The organism is Flavobacterium collinsii (genome assembly GCF_946903285.1).
Taxonomy (GTDB): Bacteria; Bacteroidota; Bacteroidia; order Flavobacteriales; family Flavobacteriaceae; genus Flavobacterium; species Flavobacterium collinsii.
Genome location: NZ_OX336425.1, coordinates 3,478,110 through 3,493,650, shown reverse-complemented (window position 1 = coordinate 3,493,650; position 15,541 = coordinate 3,478,110). Strand labels below are relative to the sequence as shown.

Sequence of the window (15,541 nt, the reverse complement as noted above, 5' to 3'; positions counted from 1 at the left end):
CAAAACCAATTTGACACATAGAAATAGAGATCTTATACCATCAAATAATTCGAAGATAACCTGCAGTTTTAACCACAGGAACGCAATGCAAAATACCCTAACTAATGCACCCCGCAGTTGAAACTGAGGGCTATGTTGAAATATGAGAAGATACAAAAGATCATTTTCAATTTATCTAAGCATCCTGATTCTCAAAACCAATTTGACACATAGAAATAGAGATCTTATACTACCTAATAATCAAAATATAACCTGCAGTTTTAACCGCAGGAACGCAATGCAAAATACCTAACTAATGCATCCCGCAGTTGAAACTGCGGGCTATGTTGAAATATGAGAAGATACAAAAGATCATTTTCAATTTATCTAAGTATCCTGATTGTCAAAACCAATTTGACACATAGAAATAGGATCTTATTCGATCAAATAATCCGAAGATAACCTGCAGTTTTAACCGCAGGAGCACAATGCAAAACGCCCTAACTAATGCACCCCGCAGTTGAAACTGCTAGCTATGTTGAAATATGAGAAGATTCAAAAGATCATTTTCAATTTATCTAAGCATCCTGATTCTCAAAACCAATTTGACACATAGAAATAGGATCTTATACTACCTAATAATCAAAATATAACCTGTGGTTTTAACCGCAGGAACGCAATGCAAAATACCCTAACTAATGCACCCCGCAGTTGAAACTGCGGGCTATGTTGAAATATGAGAAGATTCAAAAGATCATTTTCAATTTATCTAAGCATCCTGATTCTCAAAACCAATTTGACACATAGAAATAGGATCTTATACGATCAAATAATTCGAAGATAACCTCTAGTTTAACCGCAGGAACGCAATGCAAAATACCTAACTAATACACCCCGCAGTTGAAACTGCGGGCTATGCTGAAATATGAGAAGATGCAAAAGATCATTTTCAATTTATCTAATCATCCTGATTCTCAAAACCAATTTGACACATAGAAATGGAGATCTTATACTACCTAATAATCAAAATATAACCTGCGGTTTCAACCGCAGGAACGCAATGCAAAATACCTAACTAATACACCTCGCAGTTGAAACTGCGGGCTATGTTGAAATATGAGAAAATGCAAAAGATCATTTTCAATTTATCTAATCATCCTGATTCTCAAAACCAATTTGACACATAGAAATAGAGATCTTATACCATCAAATAATCCGAAGATAACCTGTAGTTTTAACCACAGGAACGCAATGCAAAATACCTAACTAATGCATCCCGCAGTTGAAACTGCGGGCTATGTTGAAATATGAGAAGATTCAAAAGATCATTTTCAATTTATCTAATCATCCTGATTCTCAAAACCAATTTGACACATAGAAATAGAGATCTTATACGATCAAATAATCCGAAGATAACCTGCAGTTTTAACCGCAGGAACACAATGCAAAACGCCCTAACTAATGCACCCCGCAGTTGAAACTGCGGGCTATGTTGAAATATGAGAAAATTCAAAAGGTTAAAAAAAATAAATCCGACAGGTCTTAAGACCTGTCGGATTTAGAAGAAAAGATGACTTCTCTCTTAATTTTTAACATAGAGATACCCGCTTTTTTCGTTCATTGTACCATGTGCTTCATATCGAAGAACATAGAAGTAAGTTCCCGTTGGTACTCCGCGTTGTTTATCGATTGTAACCCTCCCTTCTGAAATTCCTCGAAAAACATTGGCATTACTTCCATAATTACTAGTCTTGAAGATCTGAACGCCACCTCTATTAAAAATTTCTACTGTATTATTGGGGTACCTATCCAATCCGTCAATTTTAAAATAATCGTTCAAACCATCTCCATCAGGCGAAATCGCATTGTAAACAATCACACCCTGAGCGGTAACCGAAGCTTCTGCTCTATTATTTGCTTCATTGCTATCTACGGGATTTGAAGCTTTTAAATAGGCTATATTCAGATAATCGCCCGATCCCTTCACTTTTGCAATGATCGCAAGGGTTTGATCTTCGTGTATCTGTAGTGCAGGCAATGTCCAAATACCGCTGCCTGCATTATAATTTCCGGAAGAAACCTTTGATGTAACATACTCATATCCTGAGGGAAGTTTTTCGCTAATGATTATGTCTTTAACCTCATTTGTTCTTAGATTCTCTGCTGTAATCGTAAAAACTACCTGTTGTCCCACATCTGGTGTGGTATTATCTACTGTCTTTTTTAAACCAATATCCGACGAAACAGTACCCGAAAAAGGATTAACTGTCACAGAAAAATTCACAGACACCAAAGGATTACATTTCGAAAAATCCATATAGTCGGCTTGTATCGTTGCTTTCCCGGCACTATTCCATTCAACAGTTATATAATTGTCTGTTGGCTGACCACCAGCAACTATAGTACCCTCTTTAGAAACTAACCAATTATAGGAAGACATTCCATCCAATAAACTATAGGTTATTTTATCAGAAATATAAGCTACAGAGTTCCAATTAGGAGCAGGTTCTGTCAAATCACTTTTTAAAATTACTTTTACCGCAAATCGTATTGCACTTTCACAATTTCCTGCTTTTAAAGAACCGTAGTAAATCTTATTATTTTCCAAAACACTTGTTGAAGCGATTATATTTCCTCCAGTTACAGCATCATACCAAGTCACTCCCGATTCAGTAGTCGCTAAATCAGCAACGGTATTATTATTTACTTTACAAAATTCTTGTTTTGCAGGTCCCGTTGGAGTTTGCGGATCGCTCAAAGTAACCGTTACAGCCAATCTTGTTGAACTTTCACACGTTCCTGTTTTTAGAGAACCGTAATACACTTTATTATTTTCTAGTGCTGTTGTTGAGGCGATTGCAGTTCCTGCTGTCGCAGCATCATACCATGTCACTCCTGATTCTGTTGTAACTAAATCAGCAACAGTTGCATTGCTTGCTTTACAAAACTTCTGCGTTGCAATTCCTATAGGAGTTTGAGGATCACTCAAAGTAACTGTTACAGCTAAACGTGTTGGACTTTCACACGTTCCTATTTTCAGAGAACCGTAATACACTTTATTATTTTCTAAAACTGTTGTTGAAGCGATTGCAGTTCCTGCTGTCGCAGCATCATACCAAGTCACTCCTGATTCTGTTGTAACTAAATCAGCAACAGTTGCATTGCTTGCTTTACAAAACTTCTGCGTTGCAATTCCTATAGGAGTTTGAGGATCACTCAAAGTAACTGTTACAGCTAAACGTGTTGGACTTTCACACGTTCCTATTTTCAGAGAACCGTAATAAACCTTATTATTTTCTAGTGCTGTTGTTGAGGCGATTGCAGTTCCTGCTGTCGCAGCATCATACCATGTCACTCCTGATTCTGTTGTAACTAAATCAGCAACAGTTGCATTGCTTGCTTTACAAAACTTCTGCGTTGCAATTCCTGTTGGAGTCTGAGGATCACTCAAAGTAACCGTTACAGCCAATCTTGTTGGACTTTCACACGTTCCAGCTTTTAGAGAACCGTAATACACTTTATTATTTTCTAGTGCTGTTGTTGAAGCGATTGCAGTTCCTGCTGTCGCAGCATCATACCATGTCACTCCTGATTCTGTTGTAACTAAATCAGCAACAGTTGCATTGCTTGCTTTACAAAACTCCTGCGTTGCAATTCCTGTTGGAGTCTGAGGATCGCTTAAAGTAACTGTTACAGCTAAACGTGTTGGGCTCTCGCAAGTTCCTATTTTCAGAGAACCGTAATACACTTTATTATTTTCTAAAACTGTTGTTAACGCGATTATATTTCCTGCTGTCGCAGCATCATACCATATCACTCCTGATTCTGTTGTAACTAAATCAGAAACAGTTGCATTGCTTGCTTTACAAAATTCCTGTGTTACAGTTCCTGTGGGAGTTTGAGGATCACTCAAAGTAACTGTTACAGCTAAACGTGTTGGGCTCTCGCAAATACCCGCTTTTAGCGAACCGTAATACACTTTATTATTTTCTAAAACTGTTGTTGACGCGATTATATTTCCTGCTATCGCAGCATCATACCATATCACTCCTGATTCTGTTGTAACTAAATCAGAAACAGTTGCATTGCTTGCTTTACAAAACTCCTGCGTTGCAATTCCTGTTGGAGTTTGAGGATCGCTTAAAGTAACTGTTACAGCTAAACGTGTTGGACTCTCGCAAGTTCCTATTTTCAGAGAACCATAATAAACCTTATTATTTTCTAGTGCTGTTGTTGACACGATTATATTTCCTGCTGTCGCAGCATCATACCATATCACTCCTGATTCTGTTGTAACTAAATCAGAAACTTTTTTATTATCAATTTTACAAAACTCCTGCGTTGCAATTCCTGTTGGAGTCTGAGGATCGCTTAAAGTAACTGTTACAGCTAAACGTGTTGGACTCTCGCAAATGCCCGCTTTTAGCGAACCGTAATACACTTTATTATTTTCTAAAACTGTTGTTGAAGCGATTATATTCCCGCCAGTTGTGGCATCGTACCAGATTACGCCCGTTTCGTTGGTTGTCAAACTGGCCACGGTAACATTATCTGCTTTACAAAATTCCTGGTTTGCAGCTCCAGTCGGTTCCTGCACTTGGTTCATCGTAACAGTAACAAACTCAAAAAAATTACAGCCTCCTTGCGTGTTTGCTTCAACCTTATATACACCAGCATCTGTTGTTGTTAAATTATCAAGTTTTAAGTCTCTAGTGTTGTAAACCTTTCCATTTGGTGCTGTCCAGTTTACACTGCTAAGAGGTACTGTAGGAGCCAAAGTAAGTGACAGACTCCCTCCCTCGCAAAAACTTGGAGTACCCGAAACGAGATTGTTTAATGGTGGTCTTAGAGTTAGAGGTTGTTCTACTTCATAACAACCTATTTTTACTTTTACCACATAGTTACCAGCCGTTAAGCCGGTAAATATCGAAGATTGCTGGCCAGTGGCGGGAAAAACTGCATCTGTATCTTTCTTAATAAAATAAGTTTCGGTACCATCTACATTATCTACTTTCACATATAGATCACCAGTAGTATTTCCGGTACAGACAATTCCTCCTGAGGCTTTTAAATCAAAAACGGGGAAATTCGATTTTACTTCCAGCGGAGCCGTAATGGGTTTTGCAACTCCTTCAAATGCAGTATACAATCCTATTACATAATTCCCGGCTACTTCCGGGGCATAAACCATATTACTAATTCCTCCTCTGATTGCATTTTTTCGGTAATCATACATTGGGTAAGCTTCATCATTTGCACTGCTTATTACGGGACCCGTTACAGTACGAACATAAAATAAATAATCAGCTGTGTAAAACTCCATCAATTCTTTGTCTGCCATTGCATTGCCCACATAGGAAACGTTAACTTTCGCAGATTTAACGTAACGATCACAATCTGTAATAGAAGGTACAGAAGACACGGTGGTTAATTCAACATTGGTAAAATAACTGTCTAATACCACATCATATAGTTCGTTAAAACAGTCAGAATCCTGTACTCTTATTTTGTAGGTTCCGGGTGCCAAATTATTTCCTAACCCAAATCTTCCGTATTGATCTTTGTTTATGTCCAGAGTCGAAGGACCACTCTCCAGAGTTATCGTTGCGGTCCCTTCTAATCCAGAGCTTGCCGGAAATGCTGGGTCTCTGTAGATAATTTTAGCCATTAATGCTGATTTTCCAAAATATTTCCCACTAGGTCCCTTGTAAAATAGAACAGAACCTCTACGATCCTTAGTCGCAGGAGTAAAGTAAGCCGGATCTATCAATATATTTTTAGCATTGTTTAAGATTGGCTGTTTAACTGCCGATGTGGTATTATTTTGATAAATATAAATTGGCGGTTCAACACCTTTAGCATCAGTGATTTTAAAGTTATATGTTTTCCCTACAGATAATAAGGCATCAAAAGTACTACCACTACTATAAGTTGTTATAGTACCGGAATCCATCTCTGTTACTTCAAGGGTATAAGGGCCACATCCTCCACCTGGCCTCACATCCAATCTAACTTTTCCGGTACTCGCACAATCTTTATATGCAGGATCGTTTAAAAAATAGAAACTAGCCGTGTCAAAAGGAAAATCTTTTCCAAATGAAGAACTGCCGTAAAACAGTGTCAATGTCTTGGATACACCGCACGCACTTGCAGTTAATCGCACCAATCCCCATTTAGAACGATCCGCAGGCAAATCAAAATTGGTAGATAAATCCGGATTGGACCAGGATAAATTATCGTATACTTCCCAATTAGATCCGTTTTGAATTTCAAGCTTGTAGACAAATTTAGGTGTAAAGCCAAACGCAAAAGATGGTGTAATGTTCTCAAAATAGGCACTACCATCTCTAAAAGCAGTTATAGATACCAAATCGGTGAGTTTAATCGTGGCTTTCCTAATACCTGAACAAGGATTAGCGGGGTCGTTGTACACTATAGTTCCCTTAGGAAAAGCTGCCGTAAAATTTATAACACTGTTAGCAGGTACTGGCACATTTGCAGGAAGATTAACTACTACTGGATAAAAAACAACCGTACCACATCTGTCAACAGCTTTTAAATTATAATCACCCGGAAATACATTTTTGAAGCTAAAACTACAACCATTGCACCCCACGACAGAGCTCACTTCGCTATTATCTGATACCTTTGTTAAAGTTACCGTATAAATGCTATTCCCGCCTCCCACAATTCCGGTAATTTCACCAAATGAAGGCGAATCTCCGGGGCAATACGTATAATTTCTTGCTGCGACATTCCTAATGGTGGGTGAAGAGGTGGAATAAGATGCGGCAATACTAATAGTTGCCGGGCTCTTAATAAAGGTTGTACCATCATAATACCCATAAACATAATTCCCAACATCTAAATTGGCAAAAACAGGGCTACTGCTTGTTATAACATTAGCTTCCAAATAAGGCATTTTTGCAATAGCATAAGTAATAGTGCCTGGCAAATTAGTAATCGAAACGGTGATTTTCCCGCTACCCGGGCAACTTGCGTCCTCACTAACAGCCGTAATACCAACTCCCGTACATGGACTACTACCTACTGTAATTTTTTCAATGGATTCGTCGTACTCCGTAAAATCGTTCTTGAAAAAACCATAGAAATAATCCCCTGGATTTACATTTGAAATTACATTGCTACTGCTTTCTAAATAGTCAACATCATTATAAATATAATACGTTATATCCCCACTGACATTATCAGCCGTAATAGTGATTGAACCGCCAAAGCAGGAGGCAGCTGTTGCTGTTGCTCTTAAATTATACTGAGCCTGCACGGCAATAGGCAATACACACAATAAAATAAATAATAATCGAAATAATCTAATATTTGTAATCATTCTTAGTGGATTTTATATAGATTAAAATTTACGTGCTGTTGCACCTTGGAAATTTTATACAAAGTTAGCCTTACAGCTGTGGGTTCACACCCTACTTGTTACAAGAGGTAGATTGACGTAATAAGTGGTGCCATCTACGTAATAAATGGTAATTATAAGCTTATTTTTGTACTATAAGCCACACAAAAATAATATTTCTAAAGTGTTAAAAGTGTTAATTTTTTCTAAAAAAACAAGCCCAAAGGGTCAAAATAACCGGTCGGGGTTTGAAATAATATCATTCTATAAAACACTTTTTTTTTAACTCTTAAGTCATTTGATTGGAGCAATTAATTTAAATATTATAGAAACTTGTTTTTTTATTATGAAGCATCCAAACATTGTCTGCGGTTTCAACCGCAGACAAAGTAAAACATCTTACTAATGTATCCCGCAGTTGAAACTGCGGGCTATGCTGAAATATGAGAAGAAGTAAACGCTACAGGTTTAGAATATTGCCAATATAAAAGCACTGTCTTCAAACTAACTAATCATCTTGTTTGTTACCACCAATTTAATACATAAAACTAAAGATCTTATACGATCCAATAATCCGAATATAACCTGCAGTTTCAACTGCAGGAACGCAATACAAAACATCTTACTAATGTACCCCGCAGTTAAAACTTTGGACTATGCTGAAATATGAGAAGCTCTAAAAGGTTTAAAACGAAGAAACCCGACAGGATTCAAAAAAATCTGTCGGGCTTATCAACATTCTAATAGCTGTCTACAACACTCCCAAAAATTTTAGGTAGGGAGTCATTAATTTTTTATCAAAAACCGGTGGTTTCAAATTCGCGTCCGATAAAAAATGTCTCGTATTACTTCTGTCATAATAATAGGTGTTTTCATAGGCTTCAACCAGTGATTTTCCTTCATGTACGTCTTCGGTAAACAAACTCAATAAAGGATAAATTGGCAAACTACTATCATATTTCCATTGGTTTAGCCACTTGTGATACTCCATTCCTTCTAAATCTGTAGTATAATATTCGTTCATTTTAGCACAAAAATCGGTGAGAGATACATCATTTTCAGCCGAAGGAGACAGGTGGAAATTTAAACCAACTGCTTCTTTCTTTTTACTAATATGTGTGATGGCTTTACACATATAGTCTACTGTTGTGAGTTCATCTTTTAGCCCCATTACCAGCGGAAAAGATTTGAGTTTAACGCAGCTTCTGATTAATGCACCCCACCACTGATTTAGTACTGTCGCTCCCGAGGTACTGTGACATACAGCGAAACCAAGTCTGAAATTGATAATTGGCAGCCCTTTTGCCCGTGCTTTTTCGGCAATACTTTCCATCACCCATTTGCTTTTAATATATCCCAAATCGCGGGAGACAGCGGCCATATTCTGGTCGATCGTATCATCTTCATACATCCATGTTTTTTGGGTAAAAGACCTTCCCCAGCTAAAAACACCCATAGAAGATAAAAGTATCAGATATTTTACCTTTTCGTTTACGGCAAGCTCAATTATAGTATGCAAACCGTCGATGTTTGATTTTTTTATTAAAGAATACGGCTGTACATAACTTACAGAACTTCCGGAATGATAAATAAGGTCGATTTGTTGTGCAATAAAAGAGTAGTCATTCACCGTCATTCCAAACTGAGGCAATGACAAATCCCCTGTCATAGCCACTACCCGATCGTTATATCCGGGAAGCCATGTCAATTTAAATTTATCAAATGTCGTTTTAATTCTTTCCAATCCGCTTTCGGGAGACAAAGCCCGTACCAGACAATATATTTCAGCAGCGGTATTATGCAAAAGTTCTTCTAACAAATGTGATCCAACAAAGCCGGTAACGCCTGTTAAAAAAATACGTTTCGGATTAGCCAGCACCGCAGCATCCGGTATTTCCTTTATATCAAAATCAATATGCAATTCCGAGTCGCCAATTAATTCATCAACCATCAGCCCGGCTCTCTTCTGTTGAGAAATTTCGGTTTCCTGCATTCTTTTTTCAACTTCTTGTACAAAGGTCGAAACAGTCTTAAAAATGTAAAGCTCCGAAAGACTGATGCAATTTTTAACGGGTTCAGGAAGCAGTACATGAAGTTGCGCCAGAAGTAAAGAATGTCCGCCTAACTCAAAAAAGTCGTCGTCGTCGTCAATCTCATCTATAGCTAGTAAACTTTTCCAGATGTCTTTTACCATTTCGGGAAGATCGCCTGTCTTGCGTTTCGCAACTGCTTTGTTGTGAGGATGATTTTCGGGAATTTCCAATAATAATTTATCAATTTTTCCGGCATGTGTCAGCGGCATTTTATCGATCACAATAATTTTATCGGGCAACATATATACCGGCATAACCTGTTGCAGTTTTGCTCTTATGTGTTGCAGTGATTGTATTTCATCATCGTGTGCGGTCATCAATTGTATAAAAGCAATCAGAGCCGGAAGACCATTCTCTTTGCGATGGACTTTTATAGCAGCCTTAGAGATCTGTGGAAGCTTTGCCATATGATGTTCGATTTCACCCAATTCAATTCGGTAGCCTCTAATTTTGACCTGATCGTCTTTTCGTCCATAGAACTCTAAGTTTCCATCAGACCTTTTCAGAACTAAATCTCCCGTTTTGTAGATTATTTGTCTTTCCTCTAAATCATTTGTAAGCCATTCAGGAGCCTTTACAAAAGCTTTTTTAGTATCCTCCGGACGGTTCAGGTAACCTAAAGCCAATTGCGGTCCGCCAATATAAAGTTCTCCAACCGAACCTTCTTTCACCGGTTTTAAATCTCCGTCCAGAATAAATAAATGAGCAAGTGGCATCGCAGCTCCAATAATTCTGGGATTGGTTTCTTCTCTAAATTCATAGTTTGTAACAGCAACGGTAGCTTCCGTGGGACCATAACTATTGATAAGCCGAATCTTTTTGTACCAGAATTTAATAGTAGCCTCACTACAAGCCTCACCTCCTATAGCAATCGTTTTTAGGTTTCCAACAGGTTTGTTCACAGGCAGTGAAGCCAGTACCATAGGTGGTAGTAATGGAATAGTATCTATATTTTGCCTGACTATAAAATCTAAAAGAGGTTCGCCAACAATTTTGTTATTGGGATACAAATACATCGTTGCGCCTTTAATCAAAGGTGTCCAGATGTCGATAACCGCGGCATCAAAACTTGGAGAAGCAAATTGCAGTGTTGTACTTGCTGTAGACAATCGCAAGATATCTGATTGATATTCAACAAAATTGTAAAAAGACTGGTGACCAATAATAACTCCTTTGGGTAATCCCGTACTTCCCGAAGTATAAATAATATAAGCAGGGCTTTCGGGTGCAATAGAAATTTCAAAATCGGCTTTGGAGCTCTTTTTGTAATCCTCATTTTGAAACAAAAAATCCAGGGCAATACTTTCGTTTGTATTGTTGTAAACTTTATTCAAATACTGTTCGACCGTTAACATCGCATCTATTTCCGAGTCTTCGATCATCATTTGTATACGGGACTCCGGCAATTCTCCGTCAATAGGAAGATAAGCCGCACCAGTTTTTAAAATTGCCAAAAAAGCAATAATCCGATCAACCGATTGCGGAATACAAACCCCAACCACTCCATTTTGTGTAATCCCTCTTTCTCTCAAATAATGAGCCAATTGATTCGTTTGTTCATTAAGTTCTTTGTAGGTGATTTTTTCAATGTCGTCAATAATCGCTATTTTTTCGGGATACTTTTTAAAAATTTCTTCCATCTTCCTGACAATATTAAGGGAAGATTCTTCTAAATTATTGTTCAAAAAAAGACCTTGATTCTCATTCACAGTTGCATTCATTTCTTCGTTCATGGTGATTTCAATTTAGGGTTAAACATTAATTACTTATAAAAATCTAAATAACAAATAGTTACGCTTTTTTAATATTTAAAAACGGACAATAAATTTAATTCAAAAAAGTCTTACATTTTACAATGAGATTATTAAATCGGTGTTAATAAAAAGCACATTAAACAACTCATATTCAAAATATTAAATCACTTTCAGTCGTTAATCAAGTTATCTAAAAACATGATAATTAGGAGTATGTTTGCCTCCTTCCCGGAAATAAAATCCAACAAGTTTTAAAAACCTTTCCGGTTTATTGCATAGTTGCTGATTTTATTGACCTATATCAAACTTTTGCGTTTGAAACAAGGCTAGCTTTGCTGCTCTTTAATTCAAAAAACTCAAATAAAAATGATCACTACATTACCTTATCCTTTAGAAAAATTTGGTTTAACCAGCATTGAACGTGTCGAAAATGCCCTACAGCAACTGCAAAACGGAAAAGGAATTTTACTAACCGACGACGAAAACCGGGAAAACGAAGGCGATTTAATTTTTTCGGCACAACATATCAACGTACAAAACATGGCCATGATGATACGCGAATGCAGCGGAATCGTTTGCCTGTGCCTGACCAATGAAAAAGCAGATCAGCTCGAATTACCTTATATGGTAAAAGAAAATACCAGTAGTTTCCAGACTCCTTTTACGATCACGATCGAAGCAAAAGAAGGAGTAACCACCGGAGTTTCGGCAGCAGATCGAATTACTACCATTAAAACAGCATGTGCACCAAATGCTAAGGCTTCGGATTTAGCAAGACCCGGACATATTTTCCCATTAAGAGCCAAAAACAATGGAGTTCTTGAACGAAACGGACACACTGAAGGCAGTGTCGATTTAATGAAACTGGCGGGTTTACAGCCCGAAGCCGTTTTATGCGAACTAATGAACGAAGACGGAACCATGGCCAAACTGGACAAAATCATTAGCTTTGCAGTACAGCACGATTTGGTAGTATTATCGATAGAAGATATCATTTACTACCGAAAATTTGTAAAAGACTATTTTTAATTGTTGATGGTTAATGGTTGATTGTTTATTATCGGTTATTAATTACCGATTGTTAATGGCTTACCATTTAACACAAGTCGCTAAAAATACAATTACCTAATACCTAATTATCCCCATTATCTAATTATCTAATTATCTAATAGTCTAAAAATCTAATAATCCAACAATCTAAAAGTCCAAATGCCGTACGAACAACTTGGTGCTTATATAAAAAATCGTATCGCTGTTTCTGATGAAAATCTCGATACTATTTTATCTTATTTTAAACCTTTAAAACAAGGCAAAAATGAATTGTTGCTTTCGGCGGGACAGACCAGCCAGCATACTTATTTTGTGAGTAAAGGCTGTTTGAGAATCTACTTTATCAATGAAGAAGGAAAAGATGTTACCCGTTATATTGCATTCGAAAACCAAATTGCTACGGCTTTGGTCAGTTTTATCACCAAAATGCCTTCAACAGAATACATTCAGGTTATTGAGAAGTCGGAATTATTATACATCAGTCATGACGATTTTAATCATTTGATGATCATTATTCCGCAATGGCGGGAATTTTATTGTTCCTATTTAGAAAAAGCCTATGTAAATAATACCAACAGACTGATGTCCTTTACCACTATGGATGCCTTAGAAAGATACAGTCAGTTGCTTAAAATTAATCCGGCAATTGTAAAACGACTTCCCAATAAAATTGTAGCTTCGTATATTAATATTTCGCAGGAAACACTAAGCAGGCTGAAATCTAAGGTTTCTATTTAGTTTACAGTTCACATTTTACATCTCACATTTTACATCTCACATTTTACATCTCACAACAATGGACATCGATACAATTCTTGACGACATATTTCAGCTTCCGGAGAAGTCCAAAAATGCATTAAAACTAGGCATTAATGAGATAAAATATCCCAAAGGACATATCCTGTTAAATGCGGGAAAAGTTGAGTCCACGCTCTATTTTATAAAAAAAGGAATCGTACGGGCCTATGTTGATGAGAATGATAGTGAAATTACTTTTTGGTTCGGAAAAGAAGGACAAACTGCTCTTTCGATGAAAAGTTATGTCGAAGAGCAAAAAGGTTATGAAACGATAGAGCTTCTGGAAGACTGTGAGCTCTACGAATTAAAGAAAGAACACCTTCAGCAGTTGTTTGAAACCGATATCAATATTGCTAACTGGGGCAGAAAATTTGCCGAACAGGAACTTATTAAAACCGAAGAGCGCTTAATTTCAAGACAATTCAGAAACGCAACTGACCGCTATCTGGAACTGATGAAATACCATCCCGAACTGATTCAAAGAATTCAATTAGGACATATCGCTTCCTATCTTGGCATTACACAAGTAAGCCTAAGCAGAATAAGAGCCGAGTTAAAATAAATTCATTTTTTATCATATGTTAAATTTTTATTGCGGGAGTTAAAGGAACTTTGCCCTATAAAATTTTAACAATTATGAACTGGATTATTCTAATTATTGCGGGACTTTTTGAAGTCGCTTTTGCAACCTGTCTCGGAAAAGCCAAAGAGGCAACTGGTACCGATGTTTACTTATGGTACACAGGCTTTTTTGTATCACTAACTGTAAGCATGCTGCTTTTGATTAAAGCTACCGAAACTCTTCCTATTGGAACAGCTTATGCGGTCTGGACCGGAATTGGCGCTGTTGGAACAGTGCTGATGGGAATTTTTGTTTTTAAAGAACCCGCTGCCTTCTGGAGATTGTTTTTTCTTTTTACCCTGGTAAGTTCTATTATCGGACTTAAAGCGGTATCACACTAATCAGACTATACCATTTACAATAGTTACTTCAAATTCATTTGTCAATTCAAGGGACGGGAAATCACAAACAATAGTAATGTGGTTACTCGTTCCCTGAGCTGATACAAAAAATCAGACTTATTCTTTATTTCAGATTTATCTTTCTAATTTTTTCTTTATTTTTTTAATGAAACAATGTTGCATTTACAAATAAGAATTCTATATTTGTATTCCATTGTCCTATAAGTTATGGATTCATTAGAATGAAAAAGGAATTTAAATTTATAAATCTTTTGATGCCGTTGGTGGTAGTATTTGCAATACTATTTCCGGCGATACATTCATATGAACACATTCAAAGTCACAATTCTGCTTCTAAAACAGCCGTACATTATCAGACAGATAAAAGCGAATTTAAAGTACACGATCACTCCAATGAAGAGTGTGCCATTTGTCATTTTAAATTTAGTCCTGTTGGTACTTTCAACTTTGTAACTTTTCAGTTTTATAAAAATAGTACGCTAATTCCTTATGTACATTTTTATTCTCAATCCAATACTCCTTTTTTCAAAGGTTCTTTATTTGCCCTTAGGGCACCTCCTATTTTCTAAAACGATAAAAAGTAAATCATTTCAATTCTGAAATGGCGTGTCTCTATACGTTTTAGATATTTCAAATACCGAAAAAGTATCACTTTTTCAGGACAGCTGTTATTTTATATCTTTTCTATACGCTACCGGCTTTAGAAAAACCTATTTGACTGATACCGACTGCGGGTTCATTCCTTTACGGATGAGACCTTTTGTTTGAAAATATCAATTCAAAAACCACACTGCTGTTAATTGATTATCCACTACTACGCAATTCAATAGCTGTAATCAGGTATTGTCTGAGCCTGGCTTCACACCTTTTTACTTTTTAGTTTATCGAACTCCATATCGATGAAAGTAATGCTTTTTGCGACATAATACTGTGTCGTAAAAACCGCTATTCTTTTGCTATTTCCTATGCGAAATAAGGCTTCCGTAACCCACATTTTTTACATATGAATACCGTTAAACTCAAATTAAACCGAATGAAAACGCCTAAAATTCTTCTGGCCTTTTTGGCGATTGGCTTTATTTTCACAGCCTGTAACAGTGACAAAGACGAAATTGACACGGAATATCCCGTAATTGATATTTCGGCTGCAAATGCATTTCCGATACAATGCAGTACAGTTTCCCGCGGTCAAAAAATTACTTTTAGAGCAAAGTTCACAGACAACGCTCAATTAGGTTCTTACAGTCTTGACATTCACCACAATTTTGACCATCACACGCACAGCACTGAAGTAATGAACTGTACCGCCGATCCTATCAAAAAACCGGTAAATCCAATGCTTTACATCAATTCGGTTACGATTCCTTCCGGACAAAAAAGTTATGAAGCTCTTCAGGAAATCAGCATTCCTGCAGACATTGACCCGGGAGATTATCATTTCATGATTCGTTTAACGGATAAGGAAGGCTGGCAGACGATTAAAGGCTTAAGCATTAAAATTTTATAAGTTGATTTTA

At 36.9% G+C, this 15,541-nt stretch carries 8 protein-coding genes; 6 read left to right on the top strand and 2 right to left on the bottom strand.

Annotated elements, in window-relative coordinates; genetic code table 11:
* Positions 1–1,561: 1,561 nt before the first annotated feature.
* Both OGZ34_RS14510 and OGZ34_RS14505 read right to left on the bottom strand, forming a co-directional pair.
* Complete coding sequence (locus OGZ34_RS14510) at positions 1,562–7,327, bottom strand: Ig-like domain-containing protein (protein ID WP_263360669.1); 5,766 nt, start codon at positions 7,325–7,327, stop codon at positions 1,562–1,564.
* Between the two features lie 769 nt (positions 7,328–8,096).
* Positions 8,097–11,171, bottom strand: a complete 3,075-nt coding sequence (locus OGZ34_RS14505) for a non-ribosomal peptide synthetase (protein WP_263360668.1) — start codon at positions 11,169–11,171, stop codon at positions 8,097–8,099.
* Positions 11,172–11,558: 387 nt separating this feature from the next.
* Between OGZ34_RS14505 and ribB the strand changes: the two genes are divergently transcribed.
* From ribB to OGZ34_RS14475, 6 genes are all read left to right on the top strand, one after another.
* Positions 11,559–12,221, top strand: a complete 663-nt coding sequence (gene ribB / locus OGZ34_RS14500; RefSeq protein ID WP_263360667.1) for a 3,4-dihydroxy-2-butanone-4-phosphate synthase — start codon at positions 11,559–11,561, stop codon at positions 12,219–12,221.
* A 180-nt stretch (positions 12,222–12,401) separates the two neighbouring features.
* A complete protein-coding gene (locus OGZ34_RS14495; RefSeq protein ID WP_263360666.1) occupies positions 12,402–12,980 on the top strand; it encodes a Crp/Fnr family transcriptional regulator in 579 nt (192 codons plus the stop codon).
* Between the two features lie 58 nt (positions 12,981–13,038).
* On the top strand, positions 13,039–13,602 hold the full coding sequence (locus OGZ34_RS14490) for a Crp/Fnr family transcriptional regulator (protein ID WP_263360665.1): 564 nt from the start codon (positions 13,039–13,041) through the stop codon (positions 13,600–13,602).
* Between the two features lie 74 nt (positions 13,603–13,676).
* Positions 13,677–14,003, top strand: coding sequence for a DMT family transporter (locus tag OGZ34_RS14485; protein WP_173964198.1), 327 nt, complete (start codon positions 13,677–13,679; stop codon positions 14,001–14,003).
* Between the two features lie 242 nt (positions 14,004–14,245).
* Entirely contained in the window at positions 14,246–14,593 is a 348-nt protein-coding gene (locus tag OGZ34_RS14480; protein WP_173964199.1) for a hypothetical protein, read from the top strand.
* Between the two features lie 464 nt (positions 14,594–15,057).
* Entirely contained in the window at positions 15,058–15,531 is a 474-nt protein-coding gene (locus tag OGZ34_RS14475) for a DUF4625 domain-containing protein (RefSeq protein ID WP_246253143.1), read from the top strand.
* Positions 15,532–15,541 lie beyond the last annotated feature (10 nt).

Excerpts from the sequence above, each read along its gene's own strand:
- OGZ34_RS14510 (WP_263360669.1), bottom strand. The coding sequence starts at position 7,327 with ATGATTACAAATATTAGATTATTTCGATTATTATTTATTTTATTGTGT.
- OGZ34_RS14505 (WP_263360668.1), bottom strand. The coding sequence starts at position 11,171 with ATGAACGAAGAAATGAATGCAACTGTGAATGAGAATCAAGGTCTTTTT.
- ribB (WP_263360667.1), top strand. The coding sequence starts at position 11,559 with ATGATCACTACATTACCTTATCCTTTAGAAAAATTTGGTTTAACCAGC.
- OGZ34_RS14495 (WP_263360666.1), top strand. The coding sequence starts at position 12,402 with ATGCCGTACGAACAACTTGGTGCTTATATAAAAAATCGTATCGCTGTT.
- OGZ34_RS14490 (WP_263360665.1), top strand. The coding sequence starts at position 13,039 with ATGGACATCGATACAATTCTTGACGACATATTTCAGCTTCCGGAGAAG.
- OGZ34_RS14485 (WP_173964198.1), top strand. The coding sequence starts at position 13,677 with ATGAACTGGATTATTCTAATTATTGCGGGACTTTTTGAAGTCGCTTTT.
- OGZ34_RS14480 (WP_173964199.1), top strand. The coding sequence starts at position 14,246 with ATGAAAAAGGAATTTAAATTTATAAATCTTTTGATGCCGTTGGTGGTA.
- OGZ34_RS14475 (WP_246253143.1), top strand. The coding sequence starts at position 15,058 with ATGAAAACGCCTAAAATTCTTCTGGCCTTTTTGGCGATTGGCTTTATT.